The sequence below is a fragment of the Aggregatibacter actinomycetemcomitans genome (assembly GCF_003130205.1).
In the GTDB taxonomy this organism is placed as follows: domain Bacteria; phylum Pseudomonadota; class Gammaproteobacteria; order Enterobacterales; family Pasteurellaceae; genus Aggregatibacter; species Aggregatibacter actinomycetemcomitans_A.
This window is the reverse complement of record NZ_NRDF01000017.1, coordinates 1-21,355: the sequence shown is the minus strand read 5'-3', so window position 1 is coordinate 21,355 and position 21,355 is coordinate 1. Positions and strand designations below refer to the sequence as shown.

Here is a 21,355-nt window from a genome sequence, read left to right as displayed (position 1 = left end):
CAGACCTATGCTTTAACTGCCGGCTTAACGATAACATCACTACCGGTAGCACCGGGAACGGCGCCTTTCACTAATAGCAATTTACGCTCAGCATCTACACGAACAACTTCAAGTGATTGAACGGTTACACGTTCATTACCCAAGTGTCCTGCCATTTTTTTACCTTTAAACACACGACCCGGGGTTTGGTTTTGACCAATAGAACCAAGGACACGATGTGATAAAGAGTTACCATGAGTAGCATCTTGAGTACGGAAGTTCCAACGTTTAACACCACCTTGGAAACCTTTACCTTTAGACGTACCGGTAACATCGACTTTTTTAACATCTGCGAAGATGTCAACATTAATTTCTTGACCTAGCGTGAATTCTTCACCTTCGGTACGAAATTCCCATAAACCGCGACCGGCTTCAACACCGGCTTTCACGAAATGACCAGCTTCAGGCTTAGTCACACGGCTCGCTTTTTTAGAACCGGTTGTAACTTGAACTGCAGTATAGCCATCGTTTTCAAGAGTTTTAACTTGAGTTACGCGGTTGGCTTCGATTTCGATAACGGTAACCGGTACTGACACGCCGTCTTCATTGAAGATACGGGTCATACCGACTTTACGACCGACTAAACCAATCATTGTAATAACCTCTTAATTAACCTAGGCTGATCTGCACGTCAACGCCGGCAGCCAAGTCTAAACGCATTAATGCATCAACAGTTTTTTCTGTTGGCTCGACAATATCAACTAAACGTTTGTGAGTACGGATTTCATATTGGTCACGCGCATCTTTATTTACGTGTGGAGAAATCAATACTGTGAAACGCTCTTTACGAGTTGGTAAAGGAATCGGACCACGCACTTGTGCACCGGTACGTTTAGCTGTTTCAACGATCTCCGCCGTGGATTGATCGATCAAACGATGATCAAACGCTTTAAGACGGATACGGATTCTTTGGTTCTGCATGAGACCAGAGCTCCAATAAATTTAGCTAATAAAAAACTAACACCATCACAATTCTTACATCAAAACAACAAGAAAAGGAGGTGCAAGCTACCTGTTATATAGTCCCCAAATCGGAGACATTGTTAGTATTACCTATTGTAATACCCGTTTAATAAATGATTACACTAAACGGCTTCTATAATTAAAGCCCGCGGATTGTACTAAAATCCACTTCACTTCGCAAGCTTTTTCTGTGTATTTAAACGGATAAAAGTGCGGTCATTTTGAAAAACGTTTTTTAAAATGACCGCACTTTTAGTGCCGACATCAAACTATAACGGCAATTCGGTGGTAGATTTGACGGTTTTTAACGACACCTCGGATTTGAGGGTTTTAATGCCAATCTCTTTGGTGAGGTATTTGGTTTTAATGGCATTAAACTCCTCTAAATCGGAAACCCACATTTTTAAAATGAAATCGTAACTGCCCGCCATGAGATGACATTCGGTAATTTGCGGGATTAATTTCACTTCAAAAATGAACCGCTCTTTGAGTTCCGGATCTTCTTCAAAAAACGTGCCTTGTACATAAACCAACAAATTGCAATTCAGTTTTTTGGGATGTAACAACGCGGCGTAACTATCAATAACACCGCTCTCTTCCAACTGGTTCACCCGACGCAGACAGGCGGAATTGGATAAGCCGACTTCTTTGGCAAGCTCGTTATTTTGCAATCTTCCGTTGCGCTGCAATGCCTTAAGAATGCGTGTATCAATGTTATCAAACAGTTTCTTTCGCATAGAAAATCCTTTTATAAAAAAGACCGACAGATTATAGCAAGACCACCCGTAAAAATCTGCGATACGAGTGGTCTTTTTGCGTACTGCGGTTAAACACTATACAAAGAAACCTGGATAACCAACAACGTCGCGCCGATCACCAACAAACAACCAATCATCGGTAAGACAAACTTCACCCACTTGTTGAACGGGATATGCAACATTTGCAAGGTCACCAATACCAAGCCGGTCGGTGCCAGGAACAGCATAGCGTATTGCCCCCAGTTGTAGGCGGAAACCACGATGTCGCGCGGAATGCCTACGGCGTCGGCAAGCGGCGCCATAATCGGCATGGAAAGCACCGCCAAACCGGAGGAAGACGGCACAATCAATCCGAGGAAGACGAAAACGACCAACTGACCCAGGATAAAGACACTGCCCAGCATGCCACTCACCAGGTTAGACATGTAATCCAAAATCGTATCGGAAATCATACCTTGCTCCAAGACGAGGTTTACCCCGCGCGCCAAGCCGATAATGAGGGACACGCCGACCAATTCCGATGCTCCTTCGGTGAAGGATTCCACTATGTCTTTTTCTTTCAAGCCACTGATAAACATAATGATAATGGTGATGGATAAGAAGGACGCCGCCATTTGTGGGAACCACCAGCCGCCCGCCATCACGCCCCAGATCATCATTGGGAACGCGATACAGAATAAAATCAGGATAAGTTTTCTTCTGAGGGTAAATTCCACCACCACGTTCGGATCAAAATTCTTCATATAACGATGACGAAATTCTTCTCTATCCTCATAAGTATATGAAAAACTCGGATCGGCTTTTACTTTTTTACAGTACCAATAGAGATAAGCAATAACACACGCCGAACCTAAAATTAAGCCAATGGTACGGAATCCGATACCTTCGGTAAATTGAATCCCGGCGGCGTTGGAGGCGATAACCACGGAGAACGGGTTAATGATAGAGAACGCCGTCCCCATGGAGGCGGCTAAGAAAATCGCGCCGACGCAAACGATCGCATCATAACCTAAAGCTAAAAATACCGGCACCAGAATAGGATAAAACGCCACGGCTTCTTCTTCGATACCGCAAGTGGTGCCACCTAACACCATTAATACGGAAACGCTGAACACAATCATGAATTCGTTACCTTTGGTGCGCCGCGCCAACGCCATTAAGCCGGCATTAAAGGAGCCCGTTTTGTTAATCACTCCTATCATACCGCCCAGCACGAAAATAAAGACCATCACATCCACGGCTTCAATGGTCCCTTCCACCATGCTGATCGGAATATCCTTAATGCCTTTGTAATGCTGTTCGATTCGTTGGTAAGTGCCCGGAATGGCGATAGGTTTCTTAATGACGCCTTCGGTGAAATTGGAAAGTTTGATTTTGATATTGAGGTTATTTAATGTTTCTTCGGTGGCAGGATAGGTTTTATCTTGTTCGCCATACGTCTTCACCACAAACATTTTGTCGGTCATACTGTAAGTCAATTTAGAATATGATCCTGACGGAATAACCCAGGTGAGTCCCACGGCAAGGATGAGAATAAAGAATAAAATCGTAAATGCCGATGGGAAATTAAAGGTCTTTTTTTGAGTAGACGCTTCCATAACAGACTCCTCGTCAATACAACAGTTTTGTTTGGCAAGTTGACGTAACTTTCAATCAGTTACGCCAACCGCGCATTTTACTTTGAACCGCTGAATTTTTCAAAGTGCTTTTATTATGAATAATAAGAGATTTCTTTCGCCTTATTGGTAATGCGTGTACCGGCTTTGCCTTTCACAATATCAACGATGTCGGAAAGTGATCCGATGACTGAATCCCTTCCCGTATGACGTGCAAAATTTACCGCCGCTTGCACCTTCGGTCCCATGGAACCAGCAGCAAAAGCTAATTTTTCAATTTCATCAGGCGGAGCCAAAGCAATCGCTTTTTGTGTCGGCTTGCCCCAATCTACAAACACGGCGGACACATCGGTGGCAATAATGAACAAATCCGCGTCCAGATTTTCCGCCAACAATGCGGAACACAAATCTTTGTCGATAACGGCTTCAACCCCTTGCAGATTGTGTTGTTCATCGTAGTACGTCGGAATACCGCCACCGCCGGCGCAAATGACAATGCTGCCCTTTTCCAGTAACCATCTCACCGGACGAATTTCAAAAATCCGTTTTGGTAACGGGCTTGGTACGACGCGGCGGTATTTGTCGCCGTCTTTTGCAATGGTCCAGTTTTTCTCTTTCGCCAGACGTTCCGCTTCTTCTTTGGAATACACCGGCCCGATTGGCTTGGTCGGGTTCTTAAACGCTGGGTCGTTAATATCCACTTCCACTTGGGAAAGCAACGTGGCAAACGGCACTTCAAACGGCACCAAGTTACCCAATTCCTGTTGAATCATGTAACCGATCATGCCCACGGATTCCGCGCCCAACACATCTAACAGATAGGTCGGTACATCTTTATAAGCCGCCCCTTGCAGAGCCAGCAACCCCACTTGCGGTCCATTCCCATGGGCAATCACCAATTCATTATTCGGATAAATTTTGGCGATTTGCTCACAGGCGATACGCACGTTTAAGCGTTGATTTTCCGCCGTCAGCGGTTCACCGCGCCGTAACAGCGCATTGCCGCCCAATGCAATGACGATTCTCATACGCACCTCCTAGATTAAGCTGGAGTAAAGTACGGCTTTGATGGTGTGCATACGGTTTTCCGCTTGTTCAAACGCCACGTTCATTGGTGATTCGAACACATCTTCGGTCACTTCAATACCATTTGCCAGTTCCGGGTATTTTTCGGCGATTTGACGACCCACTTTGGTTTCACTGTTGTGGAACGCCGGCAAGCAGTGCATGAATTTCACCCGCGGATTGCCGGTGCGTTTCATCAATTCAGGGGTCACTTGATACGGCAACAACAATTTAATTCGTTCACCCCAAGTTTCTAACGGTTCGCCCATAGAAACCCACACGTCGGTGTGCACGAAATCCACGCCTTTAACCGCTTTATCAATGTCGTCGGTAACGGTAATGCGCGCGCCGCTTTGTTTTGCAAAGCCTTCGCACATTTTCACCAATTCGGCATCCGGCAATAAGGCTTTCGGTCCGCAAATGCGTACGTCCATGCCCAGTTTGGCGCCGATTAATAATAAGGAGTTCCCCATGTTATTGCGCGCATCGCCGATATACACATAGCTGATTTCACTCAACGGCTTATCGCAGTTTTCAATCATGGTTAACACATCCGCCAACATTTGGGTCGGGTGGAATTCATCGGTTAACCCGTTAAACACCGGCACGCCAGCATATGCCGCCAATTCATCGACGATTTCTTGTTTGAAACCGCGATATTCAATGGCGTCGTACATTCTGCCTAACACGCGGGCGGTGTCTTTCATGCTTTCTTTGTGCCCGATTTGGGAGGAATTCGGATCGATATAAGTGACTTGGGCGCCTTGGTCATAGGCGGCGACTTCAAAGGCGCAACGGGTGCGGGTGGAGGTTTTTTCAAAAATTAACGCAATATTTTTCCCTTTTAATTTTTGTTGTTCGGTTCCGGCATATTTCGCTCTTTTTAAGTCTCTGGATAAATCCAACAAATATTTAATTTCCCGTTCTGAGTGATTTACCAAACTTAATAAATGTCTGTTTTTAAGATTGAAAGCCATAATAATCTCCTTATTTTATGTGAGTGATTGACTAACAAATTGATTATTCGACATACGACCTACTGCGGATTGCGAATGGTGGTATTCTAAAAGAAGCGACGAAAAATATAATTGCGAATTTTTTGCGTCAGTGTAAAGATTTTGAACTTATGTCTAACAAAGACGAATTTATTGGTATAAAATTCGGTTTTACGCAGAAATTGATCATAAAACATCACAACATCCTAAAATTTCACGATAAAAATGAACGCTTTCATTATCTCATTCCGCCACTTCGTGCTAAAAGTGCGGTATGTTTTTCACAAGAAATTACGCCAAAGCCACCGTCTCTCGCACAAAACCGTCGAATTCTCCTGTCTCATGATCGGTGCCACCTTGGTTTCCCTGTTTTCCCTCAGTTTCGCCAAACTGGCGGATTTAGGCTTGGAATGGAACGCACAATGGACACAACAATATCCCCTCGCGGCTTGGGTTGTGATGCCTTGCGGGTTAGCCGCATTGGCGTGGTTCGTATTGAAATACACGCCCTATGTGGGCGGCAGCGGTATTCCGCAAGTGATCGCATCTCTCAGCTTGCCCCATAACAGTGACAAAACCCGTTTAGTGGCATTTGCACAAACCTTATGGAAAATTCCCCTCACCTTTTTAGCCATGTTATTCGGTGCCTCCGTAGGACGGGAAGGTCCGTCCGTGCAAGTAGGCGCGGCGGTGATGTTATGGTGGGGTAACCTTTGTCGGCAATACGGCGTGGCATTCAAAGGGCTCAGCGCCAATGAGCTGATGGCGACGGGCGCGGCGGGCGGATTAGCAGCCGCCTTTAACGCGCCGTTAGCCGGGGTAATTTTCGCCATTGAAGAACTCGGACGCGGCGTATTGTTACGCTGGGAACGGCGCGTACTGCTGGGTGTATTGGCAGCGGGGTTCATCTTGGTCGCCATTGATGGCAACAATCCCTACTTTCCCAAATACCATGGCGTCACCGATATTCCTTATTTATATTTATGGGTTTTGTTGTACGGCGTGGTTTGCGGGGTGTTCGGCGGCATTTTCGCCCGCCTGCTGGCAAAAGGCGTTAGCGGCGTATTACCGAATTTATGTCGCGGCTGGGTACGCAATCATCCCATTTATACCGCCTTTATTTTGGGCTTAATTCTGACCGCACTTGGGCTGTACACCAACGGGCAAACCTACGGCACGGGCTATCATGTGGTCACGCAAGCCCTCGACGGGCAAGCCTTGCAAGGGGACATCGGCATCATGAAATTATTCGCTACCGTAGGTACTTACTGGACGGGCATCGCAGGCGGCATCTTCACGCCGTCCCTGACCATCGGCGCCGGGCTTGGCGTGCAAGTGGCGACCTTCACCGACGGCTTAATTGACCAACGCCTGCTGGTGCTGCTGTGTATGGCGGCATTTCTGGCGGGCGCCACCCAATCGCCGGTGACCGCCAGCGTCATCGTGATGGAAATGACCGGCTGCCAGCCCGTGCTGATTTGGCTATTGATTTGCTGCCTGATTTCCTCCATTATTTCACGCCAATTTAATCCGAAGCCGTTCTATCATTTTGCGGCGGGGTGCTTCCGCCATCGGATTAAAGAAGAAATGCAACAAGACATGAAGGACAACTCATAAAAATGCCTCAAAATCCACCGCACTTTTATCGCGGACGCTTCGCCGTGGCGCCCATGTTGGATTGGACCACGCGCCACTGCCGTTATTTCCACCGCCAATTTTCCCGCCACGCCTTGCTTTATACGGAAATGGTGACGACACAAGCCATCATTCACGCCAAATACGACCATCTGGATTTTGACCTGGCGGAACAGCCTGTGGCGTTACAACTGGGCGGCAGCGACCCCGCCCAACTCAAACATTGCGCCCAACTGGCGGAACAACGGGATTATCAGGAAATCAACCTAAACGTGGGCTGCCCGTCCGATCGCGTGCAAAACGGTATGTTCGGCGCCTGTTTAATGGCAAACGCGGCGCTGGTCGCCGAGTGCGTACAACAAATGCAAGAAGCGGTGCGCATTCCGGTGACGGTGAAAACCCGTATCGGCATTGATGATTTTGACAGCTATGACTTTCTTTGTAATTTCATCGAAACCGTGCAACAAGCGGGCTGTCGGGAATTTATCGTACACGCGCGCAAAGCCTGGCTTTCCGGCTTAAGCCCGAAACAAAACCGCGAGATTCCGCCGCTGGATTACGAACGGGTGTATCAACTGAAACGGGATTTCCCGCATTTGCTCATCAGCATTAACGGCGGCATTAAAACCCTTGACGAAATGCAACAACATTTGCAGCGGGTGGACGGCGTGATGGTGGGGCGCGAAGCCTATCAAAACCCGTCGTTGCTCGGCTACATCGATCAGACGCTGTTTGATCCTAACGCGCCAATTGTCACCCCGCGCCAAGCGGTAGAAAAAATGTTCCCTTATATTGAACAACAGCTTAGCCAAGGCGTGTATCTCAATCACATCGTGCGCCACATGCTCGGCGCTTTCCAACACTGCAAAGGCGCCCGCCAATGGCGCCGCCATTTAAGCGAAAACGCCTACAAAGCAGGCGCAGGCATCAACGTTGTGGAAACCGCGTTGGGGTTTGTGGAAGAAGCGTAAAGTGCGGTCGTTTTGAAAAACGTTTTTAAAATCCACCGCACTTTTTCGTTTCAGATTAAAGAATGTGCTGATATTGTTCCAGCATTTCTTTCGGCCAGACGCTGGATTGCACTTCGCCGATGTGTTTTTTGCGCAGTAGGAACATTGCCATGCGGGATTGACCGATACCACCGCCGATGGTCAATGGCAATTTGCCTTGCAACAATTCTTGGTGCCAATCCATGGTTAAACGGTCTTCGTCGCCAGTTAAGCCCACTTGTAAACGTAATGCCGCTTCATCTACGCGAATTCCCATGGAAGAAAGCTCAAAGGCGGTACCGAGTTGTTCGTTCCACACCAAAATGTCGCCGTTTAACCCTTTGTAGCCGTTTTCCGATTCGGTGGTCCAGTCGTCGTAATCCGGTGCGCGACCGTCGTGCGGTTTGCCATCGGATAATTTGCCACCGATACCGATTAAAAAGACGACGCCGTATTCTTTACAAATGGCGTTTTCACGCTCTTTGCCACTGAGGTTCGGATAACGTTGCACCAAATCTTCGGTATGCACGAAAGTGATGTGTTTCGGCAAAATTGACGGGATGTCAAAGCGGGCTTCCACCGCCAATTCAGTGAGACGAATGGCGCGATAAATGGCATTGACGGTTTCTTTTAAATAGGCAAAATTGCGGCGACCTTCCGGAATCACTTTTTCCCAGTCCCATTGATCCACATAAATCGAGTGCGTCGGGTCAAGAGAATCTTCATCAGGGCGCAAGGCTTTCATATGCACGAACAAGCCTTCGTTTTCTTTAAAATGGAAGCGGGCAAGGGTGTGACGTTTCCATTTTGCCAAGGAATGCACTACTTCAAAAACCACGCCCGGAATTTGTTTGACGTGAACCTGTACCGCTTTTTCAATACCGGATAAGTTATCTTGCATACCATTACCCACTTGGCTTAAGATAGGTCCCTGAACTTCAATAATGCCAAGTTGTTCAATAAGATTTTGTGTGAATGTGTTTTTCACAAAGCTGATTTCTTGTTGCTGTAAAATAAATGTCTTTTTCATTGTTATACCCCTATTCTTTCATTTAAAGTAACGGCGCTGATTTTGCATATTCCTCAAACTTAATGCAATATAATTTAATATAATCAAACAATAAACTGGTATAATTTAGATTAAATTTAATTTATTCTTTAATTTATTAAAATTTTTTCAAACAAGGAGTATATTATGCACAATATTGATAATTTAGATCAGCAAATATTGCGCGTATTAACGCGGGATGCGCGCACGCCTTATGCGGAAATGGCGAAAAACTTCGGCGTAAGTCCTGGCACGATTCATGTGCGGGTGGAAAAAATGCGCCAATCCGGTGTAATTGAAGGCACCAAAGTGCGCATTAACGAACGCAAGCTCGGTTATGATGTGTGCGGTTTTATCGGCATTATTCTGAAATCCGCCAAAGATTATGACAAAGTGATCAAAAAGCTGGAAACCATCGATGAAGTGGTGGAAGCGTATTACACCACCGGCAACTACTCCATTTTCATTAAAGTGATGACGCACACCATCGCCGAATTACATTTGGTGTTATCGGCAAAGATTCAGTTAATTGATGAAATTCAATCCACAGAAACCTTAATTTCCATGCAAAATCCGATTTTGCGTGACATTAAACCTTAAAAGGACAATACCTTACATAAAAGGAGAAAATTATGTCAGACGTATTTCACCTCGGCTTAACCAAAGCCATGTTAAACGGCGCCAAATTAGCCATTGTACCCGGCGCACCGGAACGGGTTGAACGTATCGCCCGCTTATTAAATCGCCCGAAATTCCTTGCTGCCACCCGCGAATTCACTTCTTGGCTCGGCTATATTGACGAACACGCCGTGGTGGTTTGTTCCACCGGTATCGGCGGACCTTCCGTTTCCATTGCCGTGGAAGAATTGGCACAACTGGGAGTGCGCACTTTCTTGCGTATCGGCACCACCGGCGCCATTCAACCGCATATTAATGTCGGCGATTTATTAATCACCACCGGCGCCGTACGTTTAGATGGCGCTAGCCGTCACTTTGCGCCGCTGGAATATCCGGCAGTCGCCGACTTTGCATGCACCAATGCGTTGTATAAAGTGGCGACAGAAGATGCGGGCAACAACGTCCATGTGGGCATCACCGCCTCGTCAGACACCTTTTATCCGGGGCAAGAACGCTACGACACTTTTACCGGCAAAATCTATCGCCATTTCCAAGGTTCGCTCAAACAATGGCAGGAATTGCACGTAATGAATTATGAAATGGAATCCGCCACCTTGTTCACCATGTGTTCCGCTTTGGGTTTGCGGGCGGGCATGATCGCCGGTGCCATTGTGAATCGTACCCAACAGGAAATCCCGAACGAAGAAACCATTAAATCCACCGAAGAAAAAGCCATTCATGCAGTGGTGAGAGCGGCAGGATTATTGGTTTGACGTCAATCCCAGGAAAGCCCAAAGAAAGCAAAAATGCAGCCGAAGATGGCTGCATTTTTTATGCTAAAAACGTTTTGATTTTAGACCGCACTTTGGCTTTTAGCCCTTAAAGTGCGGTTGTTTTTCCCGGTGTTTTTTATTCCGCCGCTTCATTGGAAGGCCAGGCGTTCACCACCGCTTTCACCAACGTCGCCAGCGGAATGGCAAAAAATACGCCCCAGAATCCCCATAAGCCACCGAAAATCAAAACGGCAATGATGATTACCAACGGGTGCAAATTTACCGCTTCGGAGAACAAAAACGGTACCAGCAGATTTCCGTCCAATAATTGCGACACCACGAAGGCGATAACGATGTACCAAAACGTGTGCGTATCGCCGAATTGGAAAATCGCCACCAACACCACCGGAATCGTCACTAGCACGGCGCCGATGTAAGGCACCAATACGGAAAGCCCGACCGCCACCGCCAACAATAACGGGTAATTCAGCCCGAAAATCAGGAAAATCGCATAAGTCACTACGGTAACGACCAAAATTTCCACCAACTTGCCGCGAATATAATTGGCAATTTGCTGTTGCATTTCCACCCACACTTTTGACGCCAAGGTACGATTACGCGGTAAAAAACGGCTCACACCGTCCATTAACTGACGCTTATCTTTCAACAGGAAAAACACCATTAACGGCACTAAAAACGCATAAATTCCCAGCGTCACCAAGTTCATAATTGATGCTAACGACAATTTTAACGCTGATTCGCCCAACCCTAAAATTTTCTCTTTCACCGTGCCGAAAATCGATTCCACGGTTTGTGCATCAATCATATCCGGATAGCGTACCGGCAAAGACAGCAGCCATTCATTAAACCGATTAAACATATGTGGCAAATCACTTAATAAATTGACCATTTGTGTCCACAAATTCGGAATCAACACTAAAACTACCAAAAACACCAAGCCGGTAAAGCTGCCAATAACCAAGCCGGTAGCAAGCAAACGCGGGCACTTCAATTTTTCATTTAATAAGCGCACAGGCCATTCCAACAGGTACGCTAACACAATCGCTACCAACAGCGGCGCAATTAAATCACTAAAAAAATAAATTGCGACGAAGCCAAAGAATAAAATAGCAAACAACCCCATAGCTTGCGGGTCGCTAAATCGTCTCCGGTACCAATTTTTTAACATTTCAATCATGTAATTACCTCTATAAATTTTGCCTGATTATAAGGTAAAATCCAGGCAAATTACACTAACATAAGGAATTTCTATGTCCATTATTATCTATCACAACCCGTCCTGTTCCAAAAGCTGTGAAACCCTGGCATTATTGGAAAACCATCAAATTCAACCGCAAGTCGAACTTTATTTGCAGAAAACCTATTCCGTTGCGGAGCTGCAAGCCATCGCCGATAAATTAGGCATTAGTGACATTCGCCAAATGATGCGCACCAAAGATGAGCTGTATAAAGAACTCGGTTTGGATAACCCGACGCTGAGTCAATAGGACTTGCTACAAGCCATTGCGCAACATTCCGCGTTATTAGAGCGCCCTATCGTAATTAACGGCGACAACGCCAAAATCGGACGCCCGCCGGAAAGCGTGTTATCAATTCTGTGAACACCACCCACGAAAAAACAGCTTAAAAATATTCATAAATCACTGAAGTGATTTATTCACCCCGGGCCGTTGGCATGGCCAACGTTCAAAAAACGGACTTTTTTGTGACCGCACTTTTCGCGCCATAAAATAAACCCGACACAATGTCGGGTTTACTGTTAAGTTTTGGCACGATCAACTATTCACTTGCCAACCTCAAATTTCCGATTTTAATGCCCAAATGCCCCAACGCGACCGGTGAAATTTGTTCGCTTAAATAAATGAATAATTCATCCAAATCGGTGAATGTTTTTTTAATTTTAATTTGGTCTTCTACTTTGCGGGTAAATTCGTATGTTGTCTCGTTGTCGTTAATATGCGCTTCTAACGTAATATAAATGGTTTCAAAAAAATGACTTTGCGCGCCCTCTTCACCCGGGTCGCTGATTCTGACATTCCATGTGTTGTTAAATAAAACTTCTGTTTTTGCTGTCACAATAACCTCTTTAATATCAATACATTGCACGAAATAAACGGAAAGAAAAAAGCCCGATAATAACATCTCTGATCAGAGAAATCTTATTATCGGGCTTTTCGTAATAACGATTTGCGTGTTTCGCTTTACGTTGATAGCTGCCTTTGCCTTTCTTGTTACGCTCAATGCGTTGACGAAAGAGTTTGTCGTGTAATAACGCCTGAATGGCATTATCTTTGATCACCCCGCGTTGATGCTGATACGTCAGCGTCCCTTGCACGTTTTGAGGTGGAATTTGCAAGGCATGTTTTTGTTTTGCCATGATTTTTCCTCTTGTTAAGATTAATATTAGGTTGCTTTTTAACGGCTAAAAAACGGCACACATTATATACGATTCCGCTGAAATTGAAAGCCGTCACACCAATTTGCACGGTTTGACGTGGCATCCGTCACACATTTCTTTGTCGCCTTTTTGTACTAAAACAAGTAGAATTAGCCGTTTTTATTTTACGATAGATGATTTGAGAAAATTTATGAGCACTACCCCCAATATCGGCTTTGTCAGCCTTGGTTGTCCGAAAAATTTAGTGGATTCGGAACGCATTTTGACGGAATTGCGTTCCAACGGTTATAACATCATTCCGAGCTATGAAAACGCCGACTTGGTGATCATCAACACTTGCGGTTTTATTGACAGCGCGGTGCAGGAATCACTGGAAGCCATCGGCGAGGCGCTGGAAGAAAACGGCAAAGTAATTGTAACCGGCTGCCTTGGCGCCAAAGAAGACCAAATTCGCCAGGTACACCCGAAAGTGTTGGAAATTTCCGGTCCGCACAGTTATGAAACCGTGATGAATCAGGTACACAAATATGTGCCGAAACCGCAATATAACCCTTATGAAAGTCTTGTACCGGCGCAAGGGGTGAAGCTGACGCCGAAACATTATGCGTATTTGAAAATTTCCGAAGGCTGCGACCATCGCTGTACCTTCTGCATTATTCCGTCCATGCGCGGCGATTTGAACAGCCGCCCGATTACGCAAGTGCTAGACGAAGCGAAGCGCCTGGTGGATGCGGGCGTGAAAGAACTGCTGATCGTTTCGCAGGATACCTTGGCGTATGCTTTGGATCAAAGCAAAGAAAATCAAAACAAAACCGTGTTCTGGAACGGCATGCCGATTAAAAACAACCTCATCAGTTTGTGTCGCCAGTTGGGCAATCTCGGCGTTTGGGTACGTTTGCACTATGTTTATCCATATCCGCACGTGGACGAGCTGATTCCGCTCATGGCGGAAGGCAAGCTGTTGCCTTATTTGGATATTCCGTTGCAACACGCCAGCCCGAAAATTCTCAAGGCAATGAAAAGACCGGGCAAAATCGACCGCACTTTAGAACGCATTCAGCAATGGCGCGAAATTTGCCCGGAACTCACCTTGCGTTCCACCTTTATCGTGGGCTTCCCGGGAGAAACGGAAGAAGATTTCCAAATGCTGCTGGATTTCCTCAAAGCCGCCCAACTGGATCGCGTGGGTTGCTTCAAATTCAGCCCGGTAGAAGGCGCGCCGGCAACGGATATGGCGGATCAGGTGCCGGAAGAGGTGAAAGAAGCACGCTTCCACCGCTTCATGCAAGTACAGCAAGAAATCTCTGCCGCACGCTTACAACAAAAAATCGGCAAAACCCTGCCGGTGATTGTAGATGAAGTGAATGCAAAAGGCGTGATCGGCCGTTCCATGGCGGACGCACCGGAAATTGACGGCGTGGTGTATGTGGAAAATCAAAGCCAAAGTGCGGTCAATATCGGCGACGTTATTTCCGTCACGATTACCGACGCCGACGAATATGATTTATGGGGAACCTGCTAATTTATTAGAAAAATCCTCGCTACGAGGATTTTTTATGACTTTTTGGATAAAAATCATGCCACTAGTTAAAATTCTTTTTGTCTGTTTAGGCAATATTTGTCGTTCTCCCATGGCAGAGTACGTAATGCGTGAGAAAGTAAAACAAACCAATTTACAAAAGTATATCATCACTGCCAGCGCAGGCACGTCCGGCTGGCATGACGGCGAAGATATGCACTGCGGCACCGCCGATATATTGGATCAGCATAAAATCGCTTCCAACGGTTTTGTCAGCCGTAAAGTGCGGTTAACAGATTGGACAGATTTTGATTATATTATCGCCATGGATAACGACAACCTGCGCGATTTGGAACAATTGTTCGGTGCCCGGTCAGAAAAGCTGTTTCAAATCACCGCACTTTGCCCGACATTAGGCATCGACCATATTCCCGACCCTTGGTACACCAAAGATTTTAATCAGACCTACACATTGTTGGATCAATGCTGCAACGCTTTATTGGCGAAAATTCGACGGGAACATCGCTTGTGAAAAAATGTTAAATTTTATACGCGTGTTTTGTGATCTCCCGCACGTTTCTTTCCTATGGAATTCGGTAAGATAATGACAGTATAACCATCGTTATACCGACTTAACTTATGATGAGGCCAATCCTATGTTTCCGGAATTCCGAGATTTAATTACAAAACTCAAAACCGAAAATGCTTATTTTGCCAATCTATTTGATAAACACAATGAACTGGACCAACGTATTAAAAACATTGAATCCCATATTGAATTGGGTACGCACAATGAAGTGGAAATGTTGAAAAAGGAAAAATTGCGTTTGAAAGATCAAATGTATAACGTGCTGAAAAAAGCTGACACTAAATAAGCAGTTTCAGTCACTAGCCTAAAACAAAAAACCGCAACGTAAAAAGTGCGGTCTTTTTTTAAAGTGTTTTTTAGTGTTTGCCGCCACAGCCGCAACCACCTTCGCCATGATGATGGTGCTCATGATCGTGGTCATGATAACGGTGATGACCGCCACAACCGCAGCCGTGACCGTCTTCATCACTGTCATGACCATGACCGCCGCAGCAACCGCCTTCCTGGTGTAAATGACCGTGTGCGATTTCTTCTAAAGTCGCTTCACGGGTATCAACCACTTCGACGGTGAAATGTAATTCTTGACCGGCTAACATGTGGTTTCCGTCAACCACCACATCGGTATCGCACACTTCGGTAATCACCACCGGCAACGGGCCCATGTCGGTATCAGCAATAAAACGCATACCCTCTTCCAAATCATCAACGCCGACAAATACATCTTTTGGTACGCGTTGTACCATATTTTCATTGTACTCGCCGTAACCTTCTTCCGGTTTCACGCGGACTTCAAATTTATCACCAACGGATTTGCCTTCTAACGCCTTTTCCAAGCCGATAACTAAGTTATTATGACCTTGTAAATACTGTAACGGTTGGTTTGCCGGGGCTTCATCCACCAACACGCCATCTTCGGTACGAACTTGATAAGCAATGCTTACCACAACATTTTTTGCAACTTTCATGGTTTACCTCATTGTTCAAAAAAGAATTTCTGCGCAAAACGTAAGCGCAGAAAAGCTTATTATTTTATAGAAAATATTCTCAAGCAAACGCAATTAGTTCAGTAACCTAATTTGTGCACTCACCGAGGTCTTTAATTCTGCTTTATCATTACTATCAAGACTCACTTCATCAGCAACCTCTGAAGCAAAAGATTTCATTTTAGCCACCGGTATCATACGTCCCCCTAAATACGGTATTTCATTTCTGTTATCCAACCCCAGACTGATTACTTCATACCCTTTAGCATTAAGAGAAGTCTGAATTAACTGCGCTTTATGTTGGAATTGTGTCAAAGCGCTTTTCAGCATTTCATCTTCAAATTTCACCGCGGCTTCATTAGATAATTTTTGCATGACATCGGCAATAGCGAACGTCTCGTTTAAATCGGAAATGACTTGGGATAAGACTACAAAATCCTTACTTTCCAACACTAAATCAGCACGTTCAGTCCAACCGGATTGTTTGCCTTTGTTATCATAACGCACTTGTGTGTTACGCGTATTTTTCTTAATTTGCACCGCACTTTGCTTTTTAATCACATCCAATGCAGCATTCACTTTCTCATTAATAGCTTGGTTCAATTCTTTTAAATTCTTATTTTCCTGTTTCACGAAAAGAGTGACTTCCATTACGTCATAATCCACTTCTTTCGTGACTTCAGTGTTAAAAGAAATGACGTTTTTTTCCAGTTCGTCGGTAACCTTAGCTTCGGCATTGGCAGTTAAAGCGACGCTTAAAGGCAACAGCAATAAAACTAAATTTTTGAATTTCATGGTTTTCTCCTATAAAAATTAAAAAGTGCGGTTGTTTTTACAAATGTTTTTTAACGTTTAACGAACTCATCGTCATCATCTAAGGCATCATCTTCGTCAAAAAATTCACCGTCATCACCATATTCGTCATCATCGACATCCGGATCTTCAAAATACGTGCCCCAACCGTCATAACCGCCTTGGTATTTGGCGATTAACGGCAACAACTCTTTTTGTTGTGCATCAATGAGTTCGGGTTTTAATTCCAGTTCACTGATAATATCGCAACAGAAAATCACCCTGCCGTTCTCTTCCTCAAATTCCTCCGCCTCGGACACTTCATAACCGGATTTAAAGGCGTCCATAGCAATTTTTTCCAATTTATCAAAATTATGATGAGAGATATGATGTTCAATAATATAAAGCGCATTTGGATCGCTACCGTCATTTAATAAATCGGTAATAATCTTGCGGGTTTCCGCCTGTAATTCATCTAAATTTGTCATAATTTATCCTTGGTAAGAAAGATGAAGGGAAAACGGGATATGCAACAAGAAAGAAAAATCTTCCCGAATTGAGAAGATTTTTCTTGGCTAAAAATCATTTTTTGAGGAGATCACGAATCTCAGTTAATAATTTTTCTTCCGTTGAAGGCTCTGCCGGTGCTTCTTCCACCACTTCCGGTTTTTTCAGTTTGTTTAACGCCTTAATCATCATGAAAATGGCAAACGCAATAATAACAAAATCAAATACGTTTTGAATAAATACACCATAGTTTAACGTTACAGCAGGAATATCACCGTTTGCCGGTTCCAAGACGAATTTCAAATCTTTAAAGTCCATGCCCCCGGTTAAAATACCTAATACCGGCATAAAAACATCAGCCACCAATGAACTGACAATTTTACCGAAAGCGCCGCCGATGATTACACCGACTGCCATATCAACAACATTGCCACGCATGGCAAATTCACGAAATTCTTTAATGAAACTCATAATGCTCTCCTAAGACTTGTTAAAAATAAAATGCGATACGCACACTACCAATTAAAAAGGCTGTATATTATAGATAGTTTATTTAAGAAGCACAATTTTTTCCGCGTATTTAGATGAAAAATGCACTTGGCTGGAATAATTTTTCCAGGTCGGAAATATATTTCTTATCGCTTAAATACACGACCACATGATCCCCTTCCTGAATAACAAGTTGATTATCGCCGACAATGACTTCGTTCCCACGCAGAATTGCACCGATAATTGCACCGGTAGGTAATTTTAACTCGCCGATAAGACGACCGATAACATTAGAGGTAGTTTCATCGCCATGTACAATGATTTCCAAGGCTTCCGCCAAGCCGTGACGCAGAGAAACTACATTTGCCACATCGCCTTTACGCACATGTCCGAGCAACGCGGAAATCGTCGCTTGTTGCGGCGAAATAGCAATATCAATGGTGCCGCCTTGAATCAGATTGATGTACGCCATGCGCTGAATCAGCACCATGGCTTTCTTCGCACCGAACCGTTTTGCCAACAACGCGGACATAATATTGGCTTCATCATCACTGGAGAGAGAAAGAAAAACATCAATATTTTCAATATGTTCTTCAAACAGCAGGGATTGATCGGAAGCATCGCCGTTAAACACAAGGGTTTTCGATAATTTCTCCGCTAACACCGCAGCCCGCTCGGCATTACGTTCGATGAGTTTCACCGTGCAATGTTCTTCCAACTGCTTCGCCACGCCGGTGCCGACATTACCGCCGCCCACAATCATAATCCGCTTATAAGGTTTTTCCAAGCGTTGCAATTCGCTCATGACTGCTTTGATATACGCCGTCGCGCAAATAAACGTCACTTCATCGCCCGCTTCAATAATGGTTGAACCTTGCGGACGAATGATTTTATCCTGCCGTAAAACGGACACTACACGACAATCCACATGAGGAATGTGTTCCTTCAACGTGGAAATCGGATACCCCACCAAAGGTCCACCGTAATACGCCTTCACCACGACCAAACTGATTTTGTCTTTGGCTAAATGCGCCACCTGCAACGCACCAGGATACTCTATCAAACGCACAATATCCTTAGTAACCAGATTTTCCGGCGAAATAATATGATCAATGGGAAGCACGTCAGGGTTAAATAATTTCTCTTTTTCTTTTAAATATTCGCCGTTACGAATGCGCGCTATTTTGGTGGGTGTATTAAATAACGTATAGGCAATTTGGCAAGCCACCATGTTAATTTCATCGGAGCCGGTAACCGCAATTAATAAATCCGCATCAGGCGCACCTGCCTCGCGCAACACTTTCGGAGATGATGCCAAGCCTTGCATCACGCGCAAATCATGCTTGTCCTGCAAATGCTCCAAACGCATAGATTCATCATCAATTAACGTAATATCATTATCTTCGCTGACCAAATTCGCCGCCAAGGTAGAGCCCACTTGCCCGGCACCTAAAATAATTATTTTCATTCAATTCCCTCCGTGACCACGCGTTAGTTTTCGCGTTTAACCAATTTTGCGTAATAAAAACCGTCGCCGCCATCTATTTGCGGAATAAACTGAAAACCGACCGCACTTTGGTTGCGAGCCAACACTTCTTCCGGCAAATTCAATGCCGCGAGTTGTGCGTCCGGCGTGCGTTGTAAAAATCGTTCAATTTGCCGGGCGTTTTCCTCTGCCAGCACAGAACAGGTGGCGTATAACAAGACCCCGTTCGGTTTTAAATATGTCCATAACGCCTGCAGAATTTGCTCTTGTAGTTCAACCAATGGTTGGATATCCGCTTCTTTGCGCAACCATTTAATATCGGGATGACGACGAATCACACCGGTGGCGGAACAAGGTGCGTCTAATAAAATGCGATCAAAACGCGCCGCACTTTTCCCCAATTTCGTCAACCATGCCTGCGGATTTGCCGCATCACCGCATATGACGGTCGCCTGCTGCTGCATACGCGCTAAATTTTCATTTACCCGCTGTAAACGGTTTTCTTCCACATCTAAAGCGATGACTTCCGCCTGCGGTGCCAGTTCCAGAATATGGGTGGTTTTGCCGCCCGGCGCCGCACAGGCGTCTAAAATCAGTTCACCGTTTTGCGGCTGTAATAACAACGCTGCCCATTGGGCGTGGAGATCCTGCACCGTCACGCCACCTTCGGCAAATAACGGCAAATGCTGCACGACGGTCGGCTGCGTTAATCCCAGTGCTTGCGGATGGGACGTGATCTGCGCGTCCATTTGCTGTGCCGTCAATAAAGTGCGGTATGTTTCCAAGCTGTTTTTTTGTGTGTTGACCCGCAACCACATAGGCGGTTTTTGGTTATTGGCTTCGATAATCTCGCGCCAGTTCGGGTACTGTTTTTTCAGCTTGTTTACCAACCAATCGGGATGTAGCGTTTGCCAATGTTTATCAACTTTTGCCAGCATGCTTTCTTGCTCACGCAAAAAACGACGCAACACGGAGTTCACCAAACCTTGAAAGCTTTGTAATTGCAGTGCCTTGGTGGTGTTCACCACTTCATCCACGGCGGCATACGCCGGAATGCGGGTGTACAAAATTTGATACAACCCGACCAACAGTAAGCAATGCACGATACGCTTTTTACCGCGCAAGGGTTTATCAACCAACTGTGCAATAATCTGTTCCAAACGGGGTAGCACACGGCACACGCCAAAGCAAATTTCCTGCAACAATGGAAGGTCTTGCACTTTGACGGTTGTCTGGGCGTCAGGCAACAGGGAGGAAAGCGATTTCCCCTGATCCAGCACCTGAAAAAGAATCTGTACCGCTGCTGTACGGGCGGAAAGTGCGGTGGTTTTTGCCGACGTTTTTGCGTTGCTCATTTTCATTATGGCAACACCTTGCCGACTTGGAACCAGTCGGCACGCCCGTTTAACAAATCCTGTGCGGACATAGGTTTCTTGCCTGCCGGTTGTAACTGTAACAAATTCAACACGCCGTCAACCGTCGCAATTTGAATGCCGTGCTTATCCGCCGATAAAATCATTCCGGGGGCTTTATTGGTATGCGGCAACACGGTGGCTTGGTAAACCTTCAGGGTTTGCGGATTGCCTGCCCCGTCGGTTAATTCCAAATAGGCGATAGGCCAAGGGTTAAAGGCGCGAATATTGCGTTCCAGCTGTGCCGCCGATAACAGCCAATTTAGTTTCGCTTCCTCTTTTGATAATTTTTCAGCGTAATTACTTTGCGCGTCATCCTGGCGTTCGGCGATAAAAGTGCCGTCGGTTAAATGATCCAACACCTCAACCAGCGCAGCGGGAGCAATTTCAGCCAACTTGGTATATAGACCGGCGGAGGTTTCCTGCGCTGTAATGTCACAATAAACTTTGTGCAACATATCGCCCGTATCCAAGCCCGCATCCATTTGCATAATGGTTACGCCGGTTTGTAAATCACCGGCCCAAATCGCTCTCTGAATCGGTGCCGCACCGCGCCAACGCGGCAACAGAGAACCGTGCACATTAAGACAGCCATACTTCGGTGCATCCAGCACCGCTTGTGGCAAAATCAAACCGTACGCCACAACCACCATGACATCC

Annotated in this window: 24 protein-coding genes and 1 pseudogene; 8 read left to right on the top strand and 17 right to left on the bottom strand. The window is 45.5% G+C overall.

Going from position 1 to position 21,355, the window contains the following annotated elements; translation table 11 throughout:
- Positions 1-5 precede the first annotated feature (5 nt).
- The 6 genes from rplC to DK423_RS09795 all read right to left on the bottom strand — a co-directional run bounded on the left by rplC (position 6) and on the right by DK423_RS09795 (position 5,418).
- A complete protein-coding gene (gene rplC / locus DK423_RS09820) occupies positions 6-632 on the bottom strand; it encodes a 50S ribosomal protein L3 (RefSeq protein WP_005545484.1) in 627 nt (208 codons plus the stop codon).
- A 16-nt stretch (positions 633-648) separates the two neighbouring features.
- On the bottom strand, positions 649-960 hold the full coding sequence (gene rpsJ, locus DK423_RS09815) for a 30S ribosomal protein S10 (RefSeq protein ID WP_001181005.1): 312 nt from the start codon (positions 958-960) through the stop codon (positions 649-651).
- A gap of 311 nt (positions 961-1,271) precedes the next feature.
- Positions 1,272-1,739: an Lrp/AsnC family transcriptional regulator gene (locus DK423_RS09810; RefSeq protein WP_005556238.1), complete on the bottom strand. Its 468-nt coding sequence runs from the start codon at positions 1,737-1,739 to the stop codon at positions 1,272-1,274.
- Between the two features lie 89 nt (positions 1,740-1,828).
- The gene (locus tag DK423_RS09805; protein ID WP_005556236.1) at positions 1,829-3,358 is read right to left on the bottom strand and encodes a YfcC family protein; all 1,530 of its coding nucleotides are present in this window, start codon (positions 3,356-3,358) and stop codon (positions 1,829-1,831) included.
- A gap of 113 nt (positions 3,359-3,471) precedes the next feature.
- Positions 3,472-4,404 carry a carbamate kinase gene (gene arcC, locus DK423_RS09800; RefSeq protein ID WP_109043970.1) on the bottom strand — a complete coding sequence of 311 codons (933 nt, stop codon included), beginning with the start codon at positions 4,402-4,404 and terminating at the stop codon, positions 3,472-3,474.
- Positions 4,405-4,413: 9 nt separating this feature from the next.
- Positions 4,414-5,418 carry an ornithine carbamoyltransferase gene (locus tag DK423_RS09795; RefSeq protein ID WP_005556232.1) on the bottom strand — a complete coding sequence of 335 codons (1,005 nt, stop codon included), beginning with the start codon at positions 5,416-5,418 and terminating at the stop codon, positions 4,414-4,416.
- A 243-nt stretch (positions 5,419-5,661) separates the two neighbouring features.
- Here DK423_RS09795 and DK423_RS09790 point away from each other — a divergent pair, with 243 nt between their 5' ends.
- Together DK423_RS09790 and dusA are read left to right on the top strand one after the other, a co-directional pair.
- Positions 5,662-7,053: a chloride channel protein gene (locus tag DK423_RS09790; protein WP_061886192.1), complete on the top strand. Its 1,392-nt coding sequence runs from the start codon at positions 5,662-5,664 to the stop codon at positions 7,051-7,053.
- A gap of 2 nt (positions 7,054-7,055) precedes the next feature.
- A complete protein-coding gene (dusA, locus tag DK423_RS09785) occupies positions 7,056-8,042 on the top strand; it encodes a tRNA dihydrouridine(20/20a) synthase DusA (RefSeq protein ID WP_032996546.1) in 987 nt (328 codons plus the stop codon).
- 55 nt (positions 8,043-8,097) lie between these two features.
- On the opposite strand, the gene asnA is transcribed toward dusA, so the two are convergent.
- A complete protein-coding gene (gene asnA / locus DK423_RS09780) occupies positions 8,098-9,090 on the bottom strand; it encodes an aspartate--ammonia ligase (RefSeq protein ID WP_005556224.1) in 993 nt (330 codons plus the stop codon).
- Positions 9,091-9,255: 165 nt separating this feature from the next.
- Here asnA and asnC point away from each other — a divergent pair, with 165 nt between their 5' ends.
- Together asnC and udp are read left to right on the top strand one after the other, a co-directional pair.
- Positions 9,256-9,708 carry a transcriptional regulator AsnC gene (asnC, locus tag DK423_RS09775; RefSeq protein ID WP_005556222.1) on the top strand — a complete coding sequence of 151 codons (453 nt, stop codon included), beginning with the start codon at positions 9,256-9,258 and terminating at the stop codon, positions 9,706-9,708.
- Between the two features lie 32 nt (positions 9,709-9,740).
- Positions 9,741-10,499 carry a uridine phosphorylase gene (udp, locus tag DK423_RS09770; protein WP_005556220.1) on the top strand — a complete coding sequence of 253 codons (759 nt, stop codon included), beginning with the start codon at positions 9,741-9,743 and terminating at the stop codon, positions 10,497-10,499.
- Between the two features lie 136 nt (positions 10,500-10,635).
- Here udp and DK423_RS09765 read toward each other — a convergent pair whose 3' ends face one another.
- A complete protein-coding gene (locus tag DK423_RS09765) occupies positions 10,636-11,697 on the bottom strand; it encodes an AI-2E family transporter (RefSeq protein WP_005556219.1) in 1,062 nt (353 codons plus the stop codon).
- A gap of 73 nt (positions 11,698-11,770) precedes the next feature.
- Here DK423_RS09765 and arsC point away from each other — a divergent pair.
- Positions 11,771-12,121: pseudogene (arsC, locus tag DK423_RS09760) on the top strand (arsenate reductase (glutaredoxin)).
- A gap of 178 nt (positions 12,122-12,299) precedes the next feature.
- On the opposite strand, the gene DK423_RS09755 reads toward arsC, so the two are convergent.
- Positions 12,300-12,662 (bottom strand): DUF5377 family protein, encoded by a 363-nt coding sequence (locus tag DK423_RS09755; protein WP_032996544.1) that lies wholly within the window; start codon positions 12,660-12,662, stop codon positions 12,300-12,302.
- Entirely contained in the window at positions 12,613-12,897 is a 285-nt protein-coding gene (locus DK423_RS09750) for an alternative ribosome-rescue factor A (RefSeq protein WP_005556213.1), read from the bottom strand. The genes DK423_RS09755 and DK423_RS09750 overlap by 50 nt, the downstream gene beginning before the upstream one ends.
- A gap of 211 nt (positions 12,898-13,108) precedes the next feature.
- Here DK423_RS09750 and rimO point away from each other — a divergent pair, with 211 nt between their 5' ends.
- From rimO to DK423_RS09735, 3 genes are all read left to right on the top strand, one after another.
- Entirely contained in the window at positions 13,109-14,440 is a 1,332-nt protein-coding gene (gene rimO, locus DK423_RS09745; protein ID WP_109043969.1) for a 30S ribosomal protein S12 methylthiotransferase RimO, read from the top strand.
- Between the two features lie 55 nt (positions 14,441-14,495).
- The gene (locus tag DK423_RS09740) at positions 14,496-14,969 is read left to right on the top strand and encodes an arsenate reductase/protein-tyrosine-phosphatase family protein (protein ID WP_032996548.1); all 474 of its coding nucleotides are present in this window, start codon (positions 14,496-14,498) and stop codon (positions 14,967-14,969) included.
- A 124-nt stretch (positions 14,970-15,093) separates the two neighbouring features.
- The gene (locus DK423_RS09735; RefSeq protein WP_005556207.1) at positions 15,094-15,312 is read left to right on the top strand and encodes a YdcH family protein; all 219 of its coding nucleotides are present in this window, start codon (positions 15,094-15,096) and stop codon (positions 15,310-15,312) included.
- Positions 15,313-15,382: 70 nt separating this feature from the next.
- On the opposite strand, the gene slyD is transcribed toward DK423_RS09735, so the two are convergent.
- The 7 genes from slyD to fmt all read right to left on the bottom strand — a co-directional run.
- Positions 15,383-15,991 (bottom strand): peptidylprolyl isomerase, encoded by a 609-nt coding sequence (gene slyD / locus DK423_RS09730; RefSeq protein WP_005556205.1) that lies wholly within the window; start codon positions 15,989-15,991, stop codon positions 15,383-15,385.
- A 93-nt stretch (positions 15,992-16,084) separates the two neighbouring features.
- Entirely contained in the window at positions 16,085-16,804 is a 720-nt protein-coding gene (locus DK423_RS09725; protein WP_005556203.1) for an SIMPL domain-containing protein, read from the bottom strand.
- Positions 16,805-16,854: 50 nt separating this feature from the next.
- Complete coding sequence (gene rraB / locus DK423_RS09720; RefSeq protein ID WP_005556200.1) at positions 16,855-17,289, bottom strand: ribonuclease E inhibitor RraB; 435 nt, start codon at positions 17,287-17,289, stop codon at positions 16,855-16,857.
- Positions 17,290-17,383: 94 nt separating this feature from the next.
- Positions 17,384-17,779 (bottom strand): large-conductance mechanosensitive channel protein MscL, encoded by a 396-nt coding sequence (gene mscL, locus DK423_RS09715; protein ID WP_005539483.1) that lies wholly within the window; start codon positions 17,777-17,779, stop codon positions 17,384-17,386.
- 109 nt (positions 17,780-17,888) lie between these two features.
- The gene (gene trkA, locus DK423_RS09710) at positions 17,889-19,265 is read right to left on the bottom strand and encodes a Trk system potassium transporter TrkA (RefSeq protein ID WP_109043968.1); all 1,377 of its coding nucleotides are present in this window, start codon (positions 19,263-19,265) and stop codon (positions 17,889-17,891) included.
- Between the two features lie 23 nt (positions 19,266-19,288).
- Positions 19,289-20,644, bottom strand: coding sequence for a 16S rRNA (cytosine(967)-C(5))-methyltransferase RsmB (gene rsmB / locus DK423_RS09705; RefSeq protein WP_005556195.1), 1,356 nt, complete (start codon positions 20,642-20,644; stop codon positions 19,289-19,291).
- Positions 20,644-21,355 (bottom strand): methionyl-tRNA formyltransferase (fmt, locus tag DK423_RS09700; protein WP_109043967.1); only part of this gene is annotated, 712 nt, incomplete at its 5' end. The genes rsmB and fmt, both read right to left, overlap by 1 nt.

Bases quoted from the DNA above. Each gene is read 5' to 3' on its own strand.
- rplC (WP_005545484.1), bottom strand. From the start codon at position 632: ATGATTGGTTTAGTCGGTCGTAAAGTCGGTATGACCCGTATCTTCAAT.
- rpsJ (WP_001181005.1), bottom strand. From the start codon at position 960: ATGCAGAACCAAAGAATCCGTATCCGTCTTAAAGCGTTTGATCATCGT.
- DK423_RS09810 (WP_005556238.1), bottom strand. From the start codon at position 1,739: ATGCGAAAGAAACTGTTTGATAACATTGATACACGCATTCTTAAGGCA.
- DK423_RS09805 (WP_005556236.1), bottom strand. From the start codon at position 3,358: ATGGAAGCGTCTACTCAAAAAAAGACCTTTAATTTCCCATCGGCATTT.
- arcC (WP_109043970.1), bottom strand. From the start codon at position 4,404: ATGAGAATCGTCATTGCATTGGGCGGCAATGCGCTGTTACGGCGCGGT.
- DK423_RS09795 (WP_005556232.1), bottom strand. From the start codon at position 5,418: ATGGCTTTCAATCTTAAAAACAGACATTTATTAAGTTTGGTAAATCAC.
- DK423_RS09790 (WP_061886192.1), top strand. From the start codon at position 5,662: ATGAACGCTTTCATTATCTCATTCCGCCACTTCGTGCTAAAAGTGCGG.
- dusA (WP_032996546.1), top strand. From the start codon at position 7,056: ATGCCTCAAAATCCACCGCACTTTTATCGCGGACGCTTCGCCGTGGCG.
- asnA (WP_005556224.1), bottom strand. From the start codon at position 9,090: ATGAAAAAGACATTTATTTTACAGCAACAAGAAATCAGCTTTGTGAAA.
- asnC (WP_005556222.1), top strand. From the start codon at position 9,256: ATGCACAATATTGATAATTTAGATCAGCAAATATTGCGCGTATTAACG.
- udp (WP_005556220.1), top strand. From the start codon at position 9,741: ATGTCAGACGTATTTCACCTCGGCTTAACCAAAGCCATGTTAAACGGC.
- DK423_RS09765 (WP_005556219.1), bottom strand. From the start codon at position 11,697: ATGATTGAAATGTTAAAAAATTGGTACCGGAGACGATTTAGCGACCCG.
- DK423_RS09755 (WP_032996544.1), bottom strand. From the start codon at position 12,662: ATGTTATTATCGGGCTTTTTTCTTTCCGTTTATTTCGTGCAATGTATT.
- DK423_RS09750 (WP_005556213.1), bottom strand. From the start codon at position 12,897: ATGGCAAAACAAAAACATGCCTTGCAAATTCCACCTCAAAACGTGCAA.
- rimO (WP_109043969.1), top strand. From the start codon at position 13,109: ATGAGCACTACCCCCAATATCGGCTTTGTCAGCCTTGGTTGTCCGAAA.
- DK423_RS09740 (WP_032996548.1), top strand. From the start codon at position 14,496: ATGCCACTAGTTAAAATTCTTTTTGTCTGTTTAGGCAATATTTGTCGT.
- DK423_RS09735 (WP_005556207.1), top strand. From the start codon at position 15,094: ATGTTTCCGGAATTCCGAGATTTAATTACAAAACTCAAAACCGAAAAT.
- slyD (WP_005556205.1), bottom strand. From the start codon at position 15,991: ATGAAAGTTGCAAAAAATGTTGTGGTAAGCATTGCTTATCAAGTTCGT.
- DK423_RS09725 (WP_005556203.1), bottom strand. From the start codon at position 16,804: ATGAAATTCAAAAATTTAGTTTTATTGCTGTTGCCTTTAAGCGTCGCT.
- rraB (WP_005556200.1), bottom strand. From the start codon at position 17,289: ATGACAAATTTAGATGAATTACAGGCGGAAACCCGCAAGATTATTACC.
- mscL (WP_005539483.1), bottom strand. From the start codon at position 17,779: ATGAGTTTCATTAAAGAATTTCGTGAATTTGCCATGCGTGGCAATGTT.
- trkA (WP_109043968.1), bottom strand. From the start codon at position 19,265: ATGAAAATAATTATTTTAGGTGCCGGGCAAGTGGGCTCTACCTTGGCG.
- rsmB (WP_005556195.1), bottom strand. From the start codon at position 20,644: ATGAAAATGAGCAACGCAAAAACGTCGGCAAAAACCACCGCACTTTCC.